At 73.2% G+C, this 16,889-nt stretch carries 13 protein-coding genes and 1 riboswitch; of the genes, 6 read left to right on the top strand and 7 right to left on the bottom strand.

Features of this window, described 5'->3' with window-relative positions; all coding sequences use genetic code 11:
* Positions 1 to 71 precede the first annotated feature (71 nt).
* Positions 72 to 1,631: a M23 family metallopeptidase gene (locus tag ACIBAI_RS04655; protein ID WP_399030941.1), complete on the top strand. Its 1,560-nt coding sequence runs from the start codon at positions 72 to 74 to the stop codon at positions 1,629 to 1,631.
* 59 nt (positions 1,632 to 1,690) lie between these two features.
* Here the strand turns inward: ACIBAI_RS04655 and pcrA are convergent, their stop codons facing one another.
* A complete protein-coding gene (gene pcrA, locus ACIBAI_RS04650) occupies positions 1,691 to 4,138 on the bottom strand; it encodes a DNA helicase PcrA (RefSeq protein ID WP_399030940.1) in 2,448 nt (815 codons plus the stop codon).
* A 402-nt stretch (positions 4,139 to 4,540) separates the two neighbouring features.
* Positions 4,541 to 4,698: riboswitch (cyclic di-AMP (ydaO/yuaA leader) on the top strand.
* An 8-nt stretch (positions 4,699 to 4,706) separates the two neighbouring features.
* On the opposite strand from pcrA, the gene ACIBAI_RS04645 reads away from it, so the two are divergent.
* Positions 4,707 to 5,921 (top strand): NlpC/P60 family protein, encoded by a 1,215-nt coding sequence (locus ACIBAI_RS04645; RefSeq protein ID WP_399030939.1) that lies wholly within the window; start codon positions 4,707 to 4,709, stop codon positions 5,919 to 5,921.
* A 106-nt stretch (positions 5,922 to 6,027) separates the two neighbouring features.
* Here the strand turns inward: ACIBAI_RS04645 and ACIBAI_RS04640 are convergent, their stop codons facing one another.
* Positions 6,028 to 6,381 carry a hypothetical protein gene (locus tag ACIBAI_RS04640; RefSeq protein ID WP_399030938.1) on the bottom strand — a complete coding sequence of 118 codons (354 nt, stop codon included), beginning with the start codon at positions 6,379 to 6,381 and terminating at the stop codon, positions 6,028 to 6,030.
* 458 nt (positions 6,382 to 6,839) lie between these two features.
* Here ACIBAI_RS04640 and ACIBAI_RS04635 point away from each other — a divergent pair, with 458 nt between their 5' ends.
* A complete protein-coding gene (locus tag ACIBAI_RS04635) occupies positions 6,840 to 7,895 on the top strand; it encodes an NlpC/P60 family protein (RefSeq protein ID WP_399030937.1) in 1,056 nt (351 codons plus the stop codon).
* Between the two features lie 45 nt (positions 7,896 to 7,940).
* Here the strand turns inward: ACIBAI_RS04635 and ACIBAI_RS04630 are convergent, their stop codons facing one another.
* Positions 7,941 to 8,687, bottom strand: a complete 747-nt coding sequence (locus ACIBAI_RS04630; protein ID WP_399030936.1) for a LuxR C-terminal-related transcriptional regulator — start codon at positions 8,685 to 8,687, stop codon at positions 7,941 to 7,943.
* Positions 8,684 to 9,973, bottom strand: a complete 1,290-nt coding sequence (locus ACIBAI_RS04625; protein WP_399030935.1) for a PspC domain-containing protein — start codon at positions 9,971 to 9,973, stop codon at positions 8,684 to 8,686. The genes ACIBAI_RS04630 and ACIBAI_RS04625 overlap by 4 nt, the downstream gene beginning before the upstream one ends.
* Before the next feature lie 179 nt (positions 9,974 to 10,152).
* On the opposite strand from ACIBAI_RS04625, the gene ACIBAI_RS04620 reads away from it, so the two are divergent.
* Complete coding sequence (locus tag ACIBAI_RS04620; RefSeq protein WP_399030934.1) at positions 10,153 to 11,721, top strand: PspC domain-containing protein; 1,569 nt, start codon at positions 10,153 to 10,155, stop codon at positions 11,719 to 11,721.
* Positions 11,708 to 11,974: a hypothetical protein gene (locus ACIBAI_RS04615; RefSeq protein ID WP_399030933.1), complete on the top strand. Its 267-nt coding sequence runs from the start codon at positions 11,708 to 11,710 to the stop codon at positions 11,972 to 11,974. Before ACIBAI_RS04620 ends, ACIBAI_RS04615 begins: the two co-directional genes overlap by 14 nt.
* Positions 11,975 to 11,987: 13 nt before the next feature.
* Here the strand turns inward: ACIBAI_RS04615 and ACIBAI_RS04610 are convergent, their stop codons facing one another.
* Positions 11,988 to 12,506 carry a DoxX family membrane protein gene (locus ACIBAI_RS04610; protein ID WP_399030932.1) on the bottom strand — a complete coding sequence of 173 codons (519 nt, stop codon included), beginning with the start codon at positions 12,504 to 12,506 and terminating at the stop codon, positions 11,988 to 11,990.
* Positions 12,507 to 12,815: 309 nt separating this feature from the next.
* Positions 12,816 to 14,096, bottom strand: a complete 1,281-nt coding sequence (locus tag ACIBAI_RS04605) for a hypothetical protein (protein WP_399030931.1) — start codon at positions 14,094 to 14,096, stop codon at positions 12,816 to 12,818.
* 711 nt (positions 14,097 to 14,807) lie between these two features.
* Here ACIBAI_RS04605 and ACIBAI_RS04600 point away from each other — a divergent pair.
* Positions 14,808 to 15,305, top strand: coding sequence for a pyridoxamine 5'-phosphate oxidase family protein (locus ACIBAI_RS04600; protein ID WP_399030930.1), 498 nt, complete (start codon positions 14,808 to 14,810; stop codon positions 15,303 to 15,305).
* Between the two features lie 3 nt (positions 15,306 to 15,308).
* Here ACIBAI_RS04600 and guaA read toward each other — a convergent pair whose 3' ends face one another.
* Positions 15,309 to 16,889, bottom strand: coding sequence for a glutamine-hydrolyzing GMP synthase (guaA, locus tag ACIBAI_RS04595; protein ID WP_399030929.1), 1,581 nt, complete (start codon positions 16,887 to 16,889; stop codon positions 15,309 to 15,311).

Here is a 16,889-nt window from a genome sequence, read left to right as displayed (position 1 = left end):
GCCCGCGTACCGCCGGGTACAGTCGCCGCACTGCTCTGGCAGCCCCTGTTGTCGAGGCGAAAGAGAAGTTGGTGAACGACCGTCACCCGTCGGGGACCATGACCACCCCGGCCCCGGCTTCCGACGCCGCCCCGGCGCACCACGCGTCGTACGGCACCCAGGAAGCCCAGTACGGCGACACCACCTACGGCGGCTACGGCACCACCGCTTTCGACACCGGCGGCCACGCCACGGGGACCTTCGAGGCGGATCCGCTCTTCGGCAGTCTCCCGGACCGGGACACCGGGGCGTACGACACCGGCCAGTGGTCCACCGGCGCCCACCAGGCCGTGGACCACGACGCGTACCCGGCCCATCACCACGCCGCCTACGACACCGGCGCCTACGACGCGACGGCCTGGACGACCGGGCACCAGCCGCTTCCCGTCATCCCGCCGCAGGCCACGAGCCCCGACGCCACCGGCCAGTGGGACACCGGCGCCTGGCTCCCGCCCGACCAGTCCGGCAACCCGGCCGACCAGACCCAGCAGTGGGAGTGGGGCACCCAGGCGTTCGACACCGGCGCCTACGACGCCACGCAGTGGAACTCCGGCGGCACGGCCGACGGCACCACGCCGTCGGCCGACGAGTACCACCCCATAGGCGACTCCCCCGACCAGCACGCCACCGCCGTCTTCGACCAGGTCGAGCAGGGCGATCAGGACTCCTACGGGGAGTCCGCCGCGTACGACGAACCGGACGCCGCCTACGACGCGCGGGCCGCCTCGCACGACCGGCCGGCCCCGGACGACGACGAGGTGGCCGCCACCGGCGAACTGCCCGCCGTGGCCCCCCTCCTCGACGACCAGGAGGAGGTCACGCCCCCGGCTCCCTCCCGCGCGGCTTCCCGGGGCAGCGGCCGCTCCCGCCGCCGCCCGCCCGCCAAGCGTTCCGCGCTGCTGACCGTCGCCGTGCCCTCGGCGTGCGTGATGGGCGTGGCGGGCATCGCCGCCGCCTCCGTCGGCGGCCTGACCGACGACAAGGACACGTCGGCGGCCGCCTCGGACGCGCAGCCGGTGAAGCCGTCCACCGCCAACAGCAAACTGGACACCCAGCTGAAGAGCCTGTCCGCGGGCGTCGACGACTTCGCCGACCGGGCCAGCCGGACCCAGGAGCGCATCGACCTCGAGGCCCAGCAGGAGGCGCAGAGGAAGCGGGCGGCGGCGGAGGCGGCCCGCAAGGAGCGGTTGCGCCCGAAGTTCGCGCTGCCGGTCGCCCAGCACGGCCTGAGCGCCTACTTCGGCCAGTCCGGCATCAACTGGATGTCCATCCACACCGGCATCGACTTCCCCGTCTCCTACGGCACGACCGTGATGGCCGCGACCGACGGCGTCGTCCGCACGCAGTACAACACCGCGTACGGCAACATGATGATCGTGACCGCCAAGGACGGCACGGAGACGTGGTACTGCCACCTCTCCACCTACATCGTCCCCTCCGGCACGGCCGTGAAGGCCGGCCAGCCGATCGGGTACTCCGGCAACTCCGGCAACTCCACCGGACCCCACCTGCACTTCGAGGTGCGGGCGGCGGGCGGCTCGACGATCGACCCGCTCGCGTGGCTGCGCAGCCACGGGCTGGACCCGACGTAACGTCCCGGCAGGCCCCCGCCGCCCGGGCGGGGGCTCACCTCGCGGACCGGATCACGCAGTCACAGCTTCTCCACCGGCGCGTACCGCAGCAGCAGCCGCTTCGGCTTGGCGTCGCCGAAGTCGATCGTCGCCTCGGCGTTGGCGCCGGTGCCCTTCACCGCGACCACGGTGCCCAGCCCGAACTGGTCGTGGGTCACCCGGTCCCCGACCGCCAGCGCCACCGCCGGCTTCTCCGCGGCGCGGCGGGTGGCGAACCCGGACGCGCCCGACGCCGACGAGCGGGACCGGGACGACGACAGCGAGGCCGCCACCCCCGAGAGCGGCCCGGAGGACGCGGGGGCGCCGGCCCCGGTCCGCCTCCAGTTCACGTACGCGGGCGGGATCTCCTCCAGGAACCGCGACGGCGGGTTGTACGACGGCTGCCCCCACGCGCTGCGCATGGTCGACCGGGTGAGGTACAGCCGCTCCCGCGCACGCGTGATGCCGACGTACGCCAGGCGCCGCTCCTCCTCCAGTTCCTTGGTCTGGCCGAGGGCGCGCATGTGCGGGAAGACGCCGTCCTCCATGCCGGTCAGGAAGACGACCGGGAACTCCAGGCCCTTGGCGGTGTGCAGGGTCATCAGCGTGATGACGCCGTCGCCCTCCTCGTCGGGGATCTCGTCGGAGTCCGCGACGAGGGCCACCTGCTCCAGGAACTCGGCGAGGGTGCCCGGGTCGTCCTCGCCGCGGGCCTGCTCGAACTCCAGGGCCACGGCGGCGAGTTCCTGCAGGTTCTCGATCCGCGTCTCGTCCTGCGGGTCGGTGGAGGCCTGCAGCTCGGCGAGGTAGCCGGTGCGCTCCAGCACCGCCTCCAGCACGGTCGCCGGTCCCGCGCCGGACTCGACGACCGTGCGCAGCTCCTCCATCAGCGCGTTGAACCGCTTGACCGCGTTCGCGGAGCGCGCGGCCATGCCGTACGCCTCGTCGACGCGCTTGAGCGCCTGCGGGAAGCTGATCCTCTCGCGCTGGGCGAGGGCGTCGATCATGGCTTCCGCGCGGTCGCCGATGCCCCGCTTGGGGACGTTGAGGATGCGCCGCAGGGGCACGGAGTCCTCCGGGTTGGCCAGCACCCGCAGGTAGGCCAGGACGTCCCGGACCTCCTTGCGCTCGTAGAAGCGGACGCCGCCGACGACCTTGTAGGGCAGCCCGACGCGGATGAAGACCTCTTCGAAGACCCGGGACTGGGCGTTGGTGCGGTAGAAGACGGCGACGTCGCCCGCCTTCGCCTCGCCCGCGTCGGTCAGGCGGTCTATCTCGTCGGCGACGAACTGCGCCTCGTCGTGCTCGGTGTCGGCGACGTACCCGGTGATCAGGGAGCCCGCGCCCGCGTTGGTCCACAGGTTCTTGGGGCGGCGGGACTCGTTGCGCTCGATGACCGCGTTGGCCGCGCTCAGGATCGTCTGGGTGGAGCGGTAGTTCTGCTCCAGCAGGATCGTCGTGGCGTCCGGGTAATCCTCCTCGAACTGGAGGATGTTGCGGATGGTCGCGCCGCGGAAGGCGTAGATCGACTGGTCGGCGTCGCCCACCACGCACAGCTCTGCGGGGTCCTGGCCCTCGCCGGAGGGGCCCACCAGCTCGCGCACGAGGGCGTACTGGGCGTGGTTGGTGTCCTGGTACTCGTCGACCAGGACGTGGCGGAAGCGGCGGCGGTAGTGCTCGGCGACGTCCGGGAACGCGCGGAGCAGGTTGACCGTCGTCATGATCAGGTCGTCGAAGTCGAGGGCGTTGGCCTCGCGCAGCCGCGACTGGTACAGGGCGTAGGCCTGGGCGAGGGTCTTCTCAAAGCCGTCGGCGGCCTGCGCGGCGAAGTCCTCCTCGTCGATCAGCTCGTTCTTCAGGTTGCTGATCCTGGCGCTGAAGGACTTCGGCGGGAACCGCTTGGGGTCCAGGTCCAGGTCGCGGCAGACCAGGGCCATCAGACGCTTGGAGTCGGCGGCGTCGTAGATCGAGAACGAGGACGTGAAGCCGAGCTTCTTCGACTCGCGCCGCAGGATCCGCACGCAGGCGCTGTGGAAGGTCATCACCCACATCGCGTGCGCGCGCGGGCCGACGAGCTGCTCGACCCGCTCCTTCATCTCGCCGGCGGCCTTGTTGGTGAAGGTGATCGCGAGGATCTGGCCCGGGTGGACGCCCCGCTCGGCCAGCAGGTGGGCGATGCGGTGGGTGAGCACGCGGGTCTTGCCGGAGCCGGCGCCGGCCACGATGAGCAGCGGGGAGCCGGAGTGCACGACGGCGGCGCGCTGGTTGTCGTTCAGCCCCTCCAGGAGCGCGGCGGGGTCCACCACCGGGCGCGGGGCGCCGTCCCGGTAGTAGGCGTCCCGGTCCGGCGGCACGTCGAACTTCCCGCCGAACAGATCGTCCGGAATCGGCTCCGGTACGTGATCGTCCTCGGGCGGCGGGGGCTCTTCCGCAGGGCCGGGGGAGGCCTGGAGGTCCGCCAGGAAGCTGTCGTCAAAGAGGCTGCTCATCGCTCTCCGAGTCTAGGGCTCCCCACCGACAGCCCGCTGCCCGCCCGGGAACATCCCGCGGAACGGGCCTCGCCGGGCCGCGTCCGCGCGGGTCCGCCCGGCCCAGAGCCCGCCCGGGCGCCCGGGTTCCGGCCACGTTCCGGAGGCGCGGCCGCACCGACCGCGACCACCGCCGTCCGGTACGACGCGCGGACGCGCACCCCCTGCGGGAGCCGCCGCCCGGTCTGGTGCCCCACAGGCCGCGCCCGGCGGCTCACCCTGCGCGACCCCCGGACGAAGGTCACGAAAATGTATCGGGCATATCACCCGCCAACCTTCACAGCCGCCGCACGGGTTGGCTACCGTGCGGGCGGGCCGTACGACCCCCACCGGCGAACGTCGCCGGGTCGCGCGGCCTCCGCCGAGTCCGGCGCGCCCGCACGGCGGCCGAGCCGGGGACCCGACCGAGAACCCGGGGTGAATCGGCCCGCTCCGCCCCGCGGGGCAGGGCCGTAGGGCGGCCTTCCGGACCACCCGCCCGAACCCGACAGCCAACCCGGCAGGCGGAGCACGGAAGGAGTCGCCTCCCTTGGCGTCGCACCGCAAACCGCGCACCGCGGGCACCCGCGCAGCAGGCATACGGACCCCCGCCCTCGCCACGGCGGCCCTCGCCTCCGTGGCCCTGCTCCCCCAGACGGCCAACGCCGCCCCCTCGGACGACAGGCCGAGTCTCGAAGAGGTCGAGAAGAAGGTCGACGACCTGTACCGCCAGGCGGAGTCGGCCACCGACGAGTACAACGCGGCCAAGGAGAGGACCGCCGAGCAGCGCAAGCGCGTCGACGCCCTCCTCGACGACGTCGCCCGGCGCGCCCAGAAGCTCAACGAGGCACGCGAGGAACTGGGCTCCTACGCCGCCGCCCAGTACCGCACCGGCGCATCCGTGCCGGACACCGCGACCTTCCTGCTCGCGGACTCCCCGCAGGACTACTTCGACCAGAACCAGCTGATGAGCCGGCTCACCGGCCGGCAGAAGGAAGCGGTCGACGACTACTTCGCGCAGCAGTCGGAGACGATGAGGAAGCGTCAGGAGGCCACCGACAGCCTCGAAAAGCTCACCGACTCGCAGAACGACCTGAAGACGGCCAAGGCCACCGTCCAGCAGAAGCTCGCCGACGCGCGTGACCTGCTGTCGGAGCTGACCGCCGAGGAGAAGGCGCGGCTCGCGGCGATCGAGAAGCGCAAACAGGAGGAGGCCGACCGCAAGGCCGCGGAACTCGCCGAGCGGCAGGCCCGGGAACGGCAGCGGCAGGAGGAGGCCGCCCGGCGGCAGGAGAGCGGCTCATCGGGTTCCGGTTCGAGTGCGTCGCCGTCCGCGCCGGACTCGCCGTCCGCGCCGGACTCGCCGTCCGGGTCGGGCTCGTCGTCCGCGCCGGGCTCCTCCTACGGCACGAAGGCCGGGAAGGCGCTCGCCTTCGCCCGCGACCAGATCGGCAAGCCGTACGTCTGGGGCGCCACCGGCCCCGGGTCCTACGACTGCTCCGGCCTCACCCAGGCCGCCTGGAAGGCCGCCGGGGTCACCCTGCCCCGCACCACCTACGACCAGGTGAACGCGGGCACTACGGTCCCCCTCTCCCAGGCCCGACCCGGCGACCTGGTGTTCTTCTACGACGACGTCACCCACGTCGGCCTCTACATCGGCGACGGCATGATGATCCACGCCCCGAAGCCCGGCGCGTACGTCCGGGAGGAGTCGGTCTACTACGACGGCGAGTCGTCGATCCACAGCGTGGTGCGGCCGGCCTGACGGGCGGGGCCGCCCTCCCCGAACCTGTCCCGCGCGTGCGCGGCGCACGCCGCGCACGCGTGCGGCCGGGGCCCGTGGTCCGGGGGCCGGGCGGTCCCGGGCGGGCTCAGGTCCAGAGCACCGCGATGAAGACGTTCGCGGTGGTGAGGAGTCCCACCAGGCCGAACAGGCTCTTGTCCACCTTCTCCTCGTCCCGCTTCACGTAGACGAGACCGAGGATGACGATCAGCAGTGCCAGCTTCACGCCGATCTTGACGTTGTCGACGGACTGGTCGTCGGCCTGGTTGAGGCCGACCAGGATCACTCCGGTGACCAGCATCGTCAGCGCACCGTGCAGCATCGCCGGGCCGAAGCGGGCGGTGCCCTCGCCCATCGCCTTCACCTGGGTCAGGAAACCGCCCAGGAGCGCGGCGATGCCGATGATGTGCAGACCGACGAAGAGGTGGATGAGTACGTCCATGGGGCCGGAGCCTAGCCAGAGGCCCACGGGCCGTCCGACACCGGCCCGCCCCGCCCCCGTCCCGGTTGGGACCACCCCGGCGGCGCCTGCCCGTACGCACCTCCCGGTGCCTGCCACTGCTCCCCGCCCCGTCCGACACACCGATCATCACACTGGGTAAACAACGTGAACACAGAGAGCGATGACGGGCGCATACGGTCAACTGCCGGTCCGCTCCCGACAGTTCCGTACATCCCGCCACCGGGCCCGTCCGACGAGGCTTAGCGTCCTCCAGCAGGTGACCGGCTCCCCACCGCCGCCCCGCCCGGGGCGGCAGCCGGCGCCGCCGCCGAGGAGGTCCGGCGGCGGTCCGCTCCCCCCGTGCGGACCGCCGCCGGACGCGCGACCCGGTCGTCCGCCCGGTCCCCGGGCGGCCGCGGCACGGGCCCGGCGGCCGTACGAAAGGACGTGGAACCCCGGTGGCAGCGCACCGCAAGCCCCGACAACGCCTCCTGGGCGGCGGCAGAGCCCGCACGGCCGCCACCGCCGTCCTCGCCGGCGCGGCTGCCGCGACGACCCTCGACGGGACCGGACACGCCGAGCCCCGACTGACGCCGGAGCAGGTCAGGGCCAAGGTGGGCGAGTTGTACCAGGAGGCGGAGGCCGCCGCCGAGAAGTACAACGGCGCCAAGGAGCAGGCGGAGGCGGCCGAGCAGCGGCTGGAGAGTCTGCAGGACCGGGCGGCCCGCAAGGAGGACCGGCTCGACTCGGCGCGCCAGGCGCTGGGTTCGGCCGCGGCGGCGCAGTACCGCAGCGGCGGGCTCGACCCCGCACTGCACCTCGCGCTCGCCACGGATCCCGACCGGTACCTGGAGGGAGCGGAGTTCGTCGAGCGGGCGGGCAGCCGGCAGGCCGCGGCCGTCGCCCGCGTCCGCGAACAGCTCCGGGAGATCGAGCAGTTGCGCGGGGCGGCGCGCATCGAGCTGGCCGCCCTGAAGTCGCGGCAGGCGGAGCTGAAGCGGCACCGCGCCACGGTCACCGACAAGCTGGGCACGGCCCGCCGTCTGCTGTCCCGGCTGACGCCGGAGGAGCGCGCACCGCTCGCCGACGGCACCGGCCACGCGACGCGCACCTCGCCGGACGTACGGGAGGCCACGGCCGCATCCGGCCCCGTGCGGGCGCCCAACTCCCGTGCCGCGGCCGCCGTGTCGTACGCCTACCGGAAGCTCGGCAGTCCCTACGTCTGGGGCGCCACCGGTCCGGACGCCTTCGACTGCTCGGGACTGGTCCAGGCCGCGTACCGCTCCGCGGGCGTCTCCCTCCCCCGCACGAGCTACGCGCAGATCGGCGCGGGCCGCCGCGTCTCCCGCTCCCAGCTCCTCCCGGGCGACCTGGTCTTCTTCTATTCCGGTGTCAGCCACGTGGGCCTGTACGTCGGCAACGGCCGGATGATCCACGCCCCCAACCCGTCGGCGCCGGTGCGGGTGGCCCCGATCAGCGAGATGCCGTTCGCGGGGGCCACGCGGGTGGTGTGAGGGACGAGGGCGGCGTCCCGCGGCGAGGGGCGCCGCCCTCCCGGCTCACACCAGGCGCCGAGCCGTCGCCCACCGGGTCAGCTCGTGCCGGTTGGACAGCTGGAGCTTGCGCAGCACCGCCGAGACGTGGGACTCGACCGTCTTCACGGAGATGAACAGCTGCTTGGCGATCTCCTTGTAGGCGTAGCCGCGGGCGATGAGGCGGAGGACCTCGCGCTCGCGCTGGGTGAGGCGGTCGAGGTCCTCGTCGACGGGCGGGGCGTCGGTGGAGGCGAAGGCGTCGAGGACGAAGCCGGCCAGGCGGGGCGAGAAGACGGCGTCGCCCTCCTGGACGCGGAAGATCGAATCGATCAGGTCCGCGCCCGTGATCGTCTTGGTGACGTAGCCGCGGGCGCCGCCGCGGATGACGCCGATCACGTCCTCCGCCGCGTCCGACACGGACAGGGCGAGGAAGCGGACGGGCCGCTCGGTGTCGGCCGTCAGCGCGGCGCAGCGGCGCAGCACTTCGACGCCGCCGCCGCCCGGCAGGTGCACGTCCAGCAGGACCACCTCGGGCCGGGTCGCGATGATGACCGCGACCGCCTGGTCGACGTCGGCGGCCTCCCCGACGACCTCGACGCCGGTCTGCTCGGTCTGTCCGATCTCGGCCTGCACGCCCGTACGGAACATGCGGTGGTCGTCGACGAGGACCACGCGCACATGGCGCCGGCCCGCGCCGCTCCCGGCCGGCGCCGCGGACCCGGCCGCCTCCGCCGTCCCCGCCCTGCCGTTCGTCTCGGTCGGGTCGCTCATGACGTCTCCGCCCTCTCCATCTCCAGCTCGACCTCCGTACCGCCGCCGGGCACCGCGCGCAGCCGCGCCGTGCCGCCGTTGCGTTCCATGCGGCCGATGATCGATTGCCTGACTCCCATCCGATCGGCGGGTATCGAATCGAGGTCGAAGCCGGGGCCGCGGTCCCGGACGGACACGAAGACCTTCCTTCCCTCGACTTCGGCATAGACCTGTACGGCGCCGCCCTCGCCACCGTACTTGGCGGCGTTCACCATCGCTTCGCGCGCGGCCTGCATCTGCGCGCCGATCCTCTCGTCGAGCGGGCAGTCGCCGACGACGACCACCTCCATCGGGACGCCGTGCTTGTCCTCGACCTCGGCGGCGTTGCGCCGCACGGCCTCGGCGAGGGTGGTGGGCTCCTCGGCCTCGTCCTTTCCGTTGCCCTCCGGTTTGTACAGCCAGGTGCGCAGGTCGCGCTCCTGGGCGCGGGCGAGACGGCGCACCTCGTTCGGGTTCTCCGCGTTGCGCTGGATCAGGGTCAGGGTGTGCAGCACCGAGTCGTGGACGTGGGCGGCGACCTCCGCGCGCTCCTGGGCGCGGATGCGCATCAGGCGCTCCTCGGACAGGTCCTGCGTCATCCGCACGAGATAGGGGCCGGCGAGGAGCGTTATGCCGACGAGGACCGCGAGGGCGGCCTGCAGGACGGAGCCGAGGTGGGCGGCGGAGCCCTGCAGGACGAAGATGCCGGTGACGCCGGCGGTCACCAGCAGTACGCCGGCCGCGGTGCGCAGCAGCGTGACCGTGCGCCGGCGGCTGCCGACCTCGACCCAGCGGGCCCGGCGGGCGTTGTCCGCCTGCCGCCAGACCAGGGCGACGCCCGCGCCGACGAGCACGGTCGGCCACAGGTAGGCCTGGGCGCCGGTGCCGAGGTCGACGTTGCCCACGAAGACCATGGCCACGACGACCATGAGGAGCAGGGCGACGATCTGGCCCTTGTCGGGTTTGCGGGCGACGAGTCTGCGGCGGCCGTCCGGCGAGGTCCCGGCGGCGGCCGGGGACGGCGCCCGCTGCGCGTCGACGCCGCCGACGCCGAGCGGCACGAAGAACCAGAACGCGGCGTACAGCAGCGCGCCGAGGCCGTCGGCCATGAACAGGCCGACGAACACGAGCCGTACCCAGACGACGGGCAGCCCGAGATGCCCGGCGAGCCCCCGCGCCACGCCCCCGAGCCAGCGTCCGTCACTGCTGCGGTAGAGCCTGCGCGGCGGCCGCGGTTCGGCGAGTGGCGCTGCTGCGGCTTCCGGCATGCCAACGATGGTCACACGGCGGGAGGGTCCGGGCATCAGGGTCGTCCCCCGAGACTCCCCTGATCTTCGGCGGGCCGCTCCGTCGAACGCTTCCCCGGTCCCGGATCAGGGGAGATTTCAGGGTCCGGCCAGGGTCGCGGCGGCTGCCGCCGCGGCGGCCCGCCCGTCACCATGGACACATGACAGATCACGAGCACGCCGCGACGGGTCCGGGACCCGGCTCCGGCCCGCGCCCCGCACCGGGCGCCGGGCCGCAGGATGCCGCGCCCGCCGCGGATGCGCGGCCCGGCGCCTCGTCCGGCCCGGACCGGAGCTCCCGCGCGCACGGGCACACGGGCGCGCGGGGGGAAGAAGGGGAGACGACGCCGGGGAACGGCCAGGCCCCGCAAGGCGGTACGCGGACGGGCGCCGCGGAGCACGACGGAGGCGCGGTCCCTCCGCCCCCGGACCCGTCGTCCGACGGAACCGCCGGCGCCCCCGGCCCTCCCCACGGGTTCCGCCGCGATCACCGGTACAAGATGCTGGCGGGAGTCTGCGCCGGGCTCGGACGGCAGTGCGACATGGACCCGGTGATCTTCCGGATCACCCTCGCGGTGCTCTCCGCGACCGGTGGCGTCGGCCTCGTCTTCTACGGCTTCGCCTGGCTCCTCGTCCCGTACGACGACGAGGACGGGAACGAGGTGCGCAAGCTCCTGACCGGCCGCGTCGACGGCCATGCCCTCGCCGCCGTGCTGTTCGCGCTGGTCGGGTGCGGGGTGTTCCTGACGATGCTGAACAACGGCGGAGTGCTGACCTTCGCCGTCGTCCTGTCCCTGCTGCTCGCGGGCGCCGGTTACTGGTCGCGGCACCGCGGCGCGCCCGGCCCCGACCCGCTCGCCGCCCAGGCCGTCGCCGACGCCCCGCCGGAGCCCCAGGCGCCCCCGGTCGCCGCCGCCCCCTCCTGGTGGCGCGATCCCATCGTCAAGGACGGCACGCACATCGGCGGCACGGGATATCTGTGGGGCCCCCTCGACGCCCGCGACCGGGACGTCTCGGCCGCCGTCAACATCGGCCTCGGCGCGTACGGCGGCGGCGAGGGCCTCCGCGCCCGGTGGTCCCGGCCGCCGAGGCCGCGCGGCCCGCGCTGGATCGGCGGCTGGGTGTTCCTGCTCGCCCTGCTCGCCGGCACCCTCGGCACCCGCCTGACCTGGCAGGATCGTCCGCTCGGCACCAGCCTGCAGACCGGCCTGTCCTGCGCGCTCGTCGTCTTCGGCCTGGGGATAGCGGTGAGCGCGTTCCTGGGGCGCACGGGTGCCGGGTCGGTGTTCCTGGCGGTTGTCACGGCGGCCCTGCTCGCCGGCTCGGCCGTCCTGCCCGAGGACATCGGCACGCAGTGGACGCGCACGACCTGGAAGCCGGCCGCGGCGGCGAGCGTGCGGCCGGCGTACGGCCTCGGCACCGGCGCCGGCACCCTGGACCTGTCCCGGCTGCGGCTGGCCGAGGGGCAGACGGTGAGCACACGGGCGGACGTGGGGATGGGCCGCATACGGGTCATCGTCCCGCCGGAGGTGACCGTGCGGCTCAGCGTCGACGTGGGCATGGGCGACATCCAGTTGCCGGGCGACGACGAGAAGGACGTGGACGTGGCTCCGGGTAAGCACGAGGAGGTGACCCTGCCGCCGTCGGCCGGCGTCAGGAGTACCGGCACGGTCGACCTCGATCTCCAGGTCGGTGTGGGGCAGGCGGAGGTGCGCCGTGCTGCGTCATGAGTTCCAGCCCGGACGACTGGTCGCCGGCGCTTTCCTGACCCTGGCCGGCGTCGTCTACGCCGGTGACGCGGGTGGCGCCTGGGAGACGCCCTGGTTCGTGGTGATACCCGTCGTCGCGGGCGGGCTCTGTCTGGCAGCCGTGGCCGGACTGCTGGCGCGGGGCGTGCACCGGCGCCGCAGGACGGGCAGCCGGGCCGCCGGCCGGCCCGAAGCCGACGCCTACACCGACGCCGACGCCGACGCGCCGACCTGACGGCCCGGCCGGCCTACCGGTGCCCTCCGGCCCGCTGCCGCCGTCGCGCCCGCAGCGCGGCATCCAGGGAGAGCAGGGGCGCGCCCGCGAGGACGAGAGGCAGCCAGGCCATCAGGTAGGCGAGGTCGTTGCCGTAGTAGTACGGGTCGGAGGCCCAGCTCACGGTCAGCCACAGGCTGAGCGAGATCAACGCACCGCCGAGTGCCGCCAGGCGGGTGAGCAGACCGAGCAGGGTGCCGATGCCGACGGCCAGTTCACCGAGGGCGATGGCGTAGCCGAAACCGACGGGGTTCTCCAGGGCCAGGTCGACCAGGGCCGGAAGGGCGGAGGAGTCACGGACGGTGCGCATCATGTCGCCGATGGACCCGGCGCCGGCCTCCTTCAGGAAGGCGCTGTCGGTGAGCTTGTCCAGGCCGGCGTAGAGGAAGGTGACGCCCAGAAAGACACGCAGCGGAAGGAGGGCGTAACGGGTGGCGGTGTCCCGCCGGTCCCGGTCGCCGCCGAGATGAGACGTGTGCGTCTCCGTACGCATACCGTGGGTCAACGCCGTCAGCCACCTCTCACCACACGCACCGAACCCTTCATCAGACGATACGTACGCCAAGGTCAGCCCGCTCATTCCAGAACCGGCCGCCTTTTACAAGCCGCGCCCGGCAATGGCCGGAACTACTTCCTCGCCCCCGGGCCGAAGGACGGCCCGGGGGACGGGCCGCGCCCGGAGGACCGACCACGTTCCGCACCCGCAGCCGCACCCGCCCGAGCACGTCACGCGTCCCCTCGCCCGCCACCGGACACACGCGGCCACCCGCCGGAGGCCACCCGTCGGAGGCCCCCGCGCCCGTCACTCGGTCACGTCGATCACGTACTTGTTCGTCTCCGCTCCCGCCGCGGTGACCACCTGCACCTCCACCCGTCCCGGCTCCACGTCCGCCGGCACCGGCACGGTCAGCAATGCGTCCGTGGGGTTGCTGAACCCTCCGGTCACCGGCACCAACGGCACATGGACGTGCACCGCGCCGATACGGACGACCATCCGCGACAGCCGGTCCGCCCGCTGCGCCCCCGGCGGCACGAACCCGGCCCCCCGGATCTCGATGTCGTCCCCGGTACGGATCGGTGCGTCCAGGTCACCGGCCTCCCGCGCCCGCACCACGGAAAGGATCACCGGACGGCCCCCCTCCGCGTACTTCCCGGCCAGGTACGTCATCGCGGACACCAGCACCACCACCGCCAGTCCCCATGGCAGGTCCGGCAGCTGGTCCGGTCGCCGGGCCAGCCGCACCGCGGCGAACACCAGCGCCACCGCGCTGATCACGACGTACTGGATGTCGGCGAAGGCGCCCCGCCCCGCGTCGTCCGTGAGCAGGTCCGCGGCCCGCGGCCGGTCCGCCCGTACCTTCTGCAGCCGTTGCCCGAGCACCCGCACCCCGACCACCCGCCGCACCAGCACGGCGATCCCGCACACCACGGCGAGCACGGTCACCACACCGGCGCCCCGGGCGAGTTCGAGCCCGGAGACCAGCGCGTCGCGCGCACCGTGCCGTGAGGCCACCGCCAGCTGCCCGGCCAGTACCAGCACCGCATAGGTGACGAACAGCACCCACGCCCCGGCCACCGCACGCGACGTGGACAGACGGTTGTCCTCACCGATGACGGGCGCCAGCGCGCCACCCCGCGCCCGGTGGAACCACGACGCCGCCGTCAGCGCCCCGGCCACCACCAGCGCCGCCAGCAGCCCGGCGGTGCGTGCGGCGGACCAGCCCGCGCCGATCGCGGTGAGCGCCTGGGCCAGGAGCAGCACCACCACCGCCGCCCACACCGCGCACGCCGTACGCCGCCACAGGCCCGCCAGCCATGCCCGGCCCTCGGCGCGACCTCGTTCGGCGACGAGTTCCGCCGCCTGTGTCAGCTCCTCGGAGATCCACTGGCGGGAGGCCGAGGCCGAATGGGCCACGGCGGCCGGCAGGCCGTGCCCGGCGGCGAACTCGTCGCGCTTCGACCGGAACGCGGCAACCGCCCGCCGGTGTCCCTCGCGTGCCCCGTGCGGGCAGTCCCCGCAGGCACAGCCGCCCCCGTGCGCGGCCGCGTCCGCGCCGCCCTCTCTCGCCTCCCGCACCGCCACGCCCGACGCCCGCCCTTTCCCACGAACCCGAACCGTACGTATCCATCCCGGCACCGCAACCGTCCGGCACCGGCACCGATCCACGCCGACACCAGCACCAGCACCAGCGACACCGTCGCCGTCGACGTCGACGACCGCCGGCATGACACCGCATCGCGGTGCCCGTCCGGCGACCGAACCGGCACCCGCCCCGGCGCCGTCCTCGCACGCCCGACGGCCTCTCGGACCCTGCCCGGGTCCCGGCCGTCCCCGCACGGGAACAACTTCCTTGCGACGTCAGCGAATTGTGCCCTACGCCACCCCTCTCACATCCGGCAGGTGCGGTCAGCGAGGGTGAAGACCGGCCCGCCGTGTTGACCGGGCCGCGGGACCCCCTCCGCCGGAACCGTCCGGCATGGCGGTGCCTGTCCCCGGCGGCGGAGCGGTCGGGGTCACGCCGGGTCCGCACCGCTCCGTGTCCGCTGCTCGGCCGGGCCTACGGGGAGACCCCGTCTCCCCGGGGACCGACTGAGAAACCGTCGCCCTCGGACTCGGGCGCAGCCCCTCCGCCGGACGACCGGCGGCCGACCGTCCGACGCGGCCGGTCCGTACCGGCTGACGGCGGCACCGTCCGGGCAGGAGCGCGGCACACCTCTTCGGCCACCTCACGCGTACAGGTGATGCCGTGAATGCCCGACAGAAGATGTCCGCTTTCGACGCCACACTGACCGCATGAGCAACCGTACGAGCCCGCCCGGCCGGGCGAACTGGGCCGCCTTCGTCACCGCCGAACCCGACCTCGCCCGGACCGTCGAGGCGCGCTTCGGCGCGTACACCCACCATGTCCTCGCCACCCTCCGCAAGGACGGCTCGCCCCGCACCACCGGTCTGGAGGTCCGCTTCCTGGACGGCGAACTGTGGCTGGGAATGATGCCGGACTCGCTCAAGGCGCTCGACCTGCGCCGCGATCCCCGCTTCGCGCTCCAGGCGAATCCCGGGGAGGGCCAGTCCATGGGCGGCGGCGACGTGCGGATCGGCGGACGGGCGTTCGAGGTCACCGATCCGCGGGCGAAGGCCGGATACGCCGAAGAGGTGGAACCGCCGCAGCCGTTCCACCTCTTCCGCACCGAGCTGACGGAGGTCGTGCGGACCTACGTCGAGGACGACACGTATCTGGTCGTCCAGGTCTGGCGGCCCGGCGCACCCCTGCGCACGCTCAAGCGCACGTAGGGCTCACTCCCACTCGATGGTCCCCGGCGGCTTGGAGGTGACGTCCAGGACGACCCGGTTGACGTCCTTGACCTCGTTGGTGATCCGGGTGGAGATCCGGGCGAGGACGTCGTACGGCAGGCGCGACCAGTCGGCCGTCATGGCGTCCTCGCTCGACACCGGGCGCAGGACGATCGGGTGGCCGTAGGTGCGGCCGTCGCCCTGGACGCCGACGGACCGGACGTCGGCGAGCAGCACCACCGGGCACTGCCAGATGTCCCGGTCGAGGCCGGCCGCCGTCAGTTCCTCGCGGGCGATGGCGTCGGCCTCGCGCAGCAGGTCCAGGCGCTCCTTGGTGACCTCGCCGACGATCCGGATGCCGAGGCCGGGGCCGGGGAACGGCTGGCGCTGGACGATCTCCTCCGGCAGGCCGAGCTCCTGGCCGACCATGCGGACCTCGTCCTTGAACAGCTTGCGCAGCGGCTCGATCAGCTTGAACTCGAGGTCCTCGGGCAGGCCGCCCACGTTGTGGTGGGACTTGATGTTGGCGGTGCCGGTGCCGCCGCCGGACTCGACCACGTCCGGGTAGAGCGTGCCCTGGACCAGGAACTCGACCGCCGGGCCCTCGTCCGCGACGATCTCGGCCTGGGCCTGCTCGAAGACCCGGATGAACTCCCGGCCGATGATCTTCCGCTTCTCCTCGGGGTCGGTGACCCCCTTGAGCGCGTTCAGGAACCGCTCGCTCGCGTCGACGACCTTCAGCTGGACGCCGGTCGCGGCCACGAAGTCCTTCTCGACCTGCTCGGTCTCGCCCTTGCGCATCAGGCCGTGGTCGACGTACACGCAGGTCAGCTGGGAGCCGATGGCCTTCTGCACGAGGGCTGCGGCCACGGCGGAGTCCACGCCGCCGGACAGACCGCAGATCGCGCGCTTGTCGCCGACCTGCTTGCGGATCGCCTCGACCTGCTCCTCGATCACGTTGCCGGTGGTCCAGTTCGGCTCCAGGCCGGCTCCCCGGTACAGGAAGTGCTCCAGCACCTGCTGCCCGTAGGTGGAGTGCATCACCTCGGGGTGGTACTGGACGCCGTACAGCTTCTTCTCGTCGTTCTCGAAGGCGGCGACCGGGACGACGTCCGTGGAGGCCGTGACGGTGAAGCCGTCGGGAGCGGCGGAGCAGGCGTCGCCGTGCGACATCCACACGGCCTGCTCGGCCGGGGTGCCCTCGAAGAGGGTGGAGGAGACCTTGGAGACGTGCAGCGGCGTACGGCCGTACTCGCGGGCGCCGGTGTTGTCCACCGTGCCGCCGAGGGTCTGCGCCATCAGCTGGAAGCCGTAGCACATGCCGAAGACGGGGACGCCGGACTCGAAGAGCTCGCGGTCGAGACGGGGCGCACCCTCCTCGTACACCGACGAGGGGCCGCCGGAGAGGATGATCGCCGCCGGGTTCCGGGCGAGCATCTCCTCGACGGGCATGGTGCTCGGCACGATCTCGCTGTAGACCCGGGCCTCACGGACGCGTCGGGCGATGAGCTGGGCGTACTGCGCACCGAAGTCGACGACCAGGACGGTGTCGGGGGCGGCGGCAGCGGGAGTCGCTGATGACAC

This window comes from Streptomyces sp. NPDC051041 (assembly GCF_044456065.1).
GTDB classification, from domain to species: Bacteria; Actinomycetota; Actinomycetes; order Streptomycetales; family Streptomycetaceae; genus Streptomyces; species Streptomyces glaucus.
The sequence above is the reverse complement of the archived record's forward strand: the minus strand, read 5'-3'. Positions and strand labels throughout refer to the sequence as shown.

Bases quoted from the DNA above. Each gene is read 5' to 3' on its own strand.
- pcrA (WP_399030940.1), bottom strand. From the start codon at position 4,138: ATGAGCAGCCTCTTTGACGACAGCTTCCTGGCGGACCTCCAGGCCTCC.
- ACIBAI_RS04640 (WP_399030938.1), bottom strand. From the start codon at position 6,381: ATGGACGTACTCATCCACCTCTTCGTCGGTCTGCACATCATCGGCATC.
- ACIBAI_RS04630 (WP_399030936.1), bottom strand. From the start codon at position 8,687: ATGAGCGACCCGACCGAGACGAACGGCAGGGCGGGGACGGCGGAGGCG.
- ACIBAI_RS04625 (WP_399030935.1), bottom strand. From the start codon at position 9,973: ATGCCGGAAGCCGCAGCAGCGCCACTCGCCGAACCGCGGCCGCCGCGC.
- ACIBAI_RS04620 (WP_399030934.1), top strand. From the start codon at position 10,153: ATGACAGATCACGAGCACGCCGCGACGGGTCCGGGACCCGGCTCCGGC.
- ACIBAI_RS04610 (WP_399030932.1), bottom strand. From the start codon at position 12,506: ATGCGTACGGAGACGCACACGTCTCATCTCGGCGGCGACCGGGACCGG.
- ACIBAI_RS04600 (WP_399030930.1), top strand. From the start codon at position 14,808: ATGAGCAACCGTACGAGCCCGCCCGGCCGGGCGAACTGGGCCGCCTTC.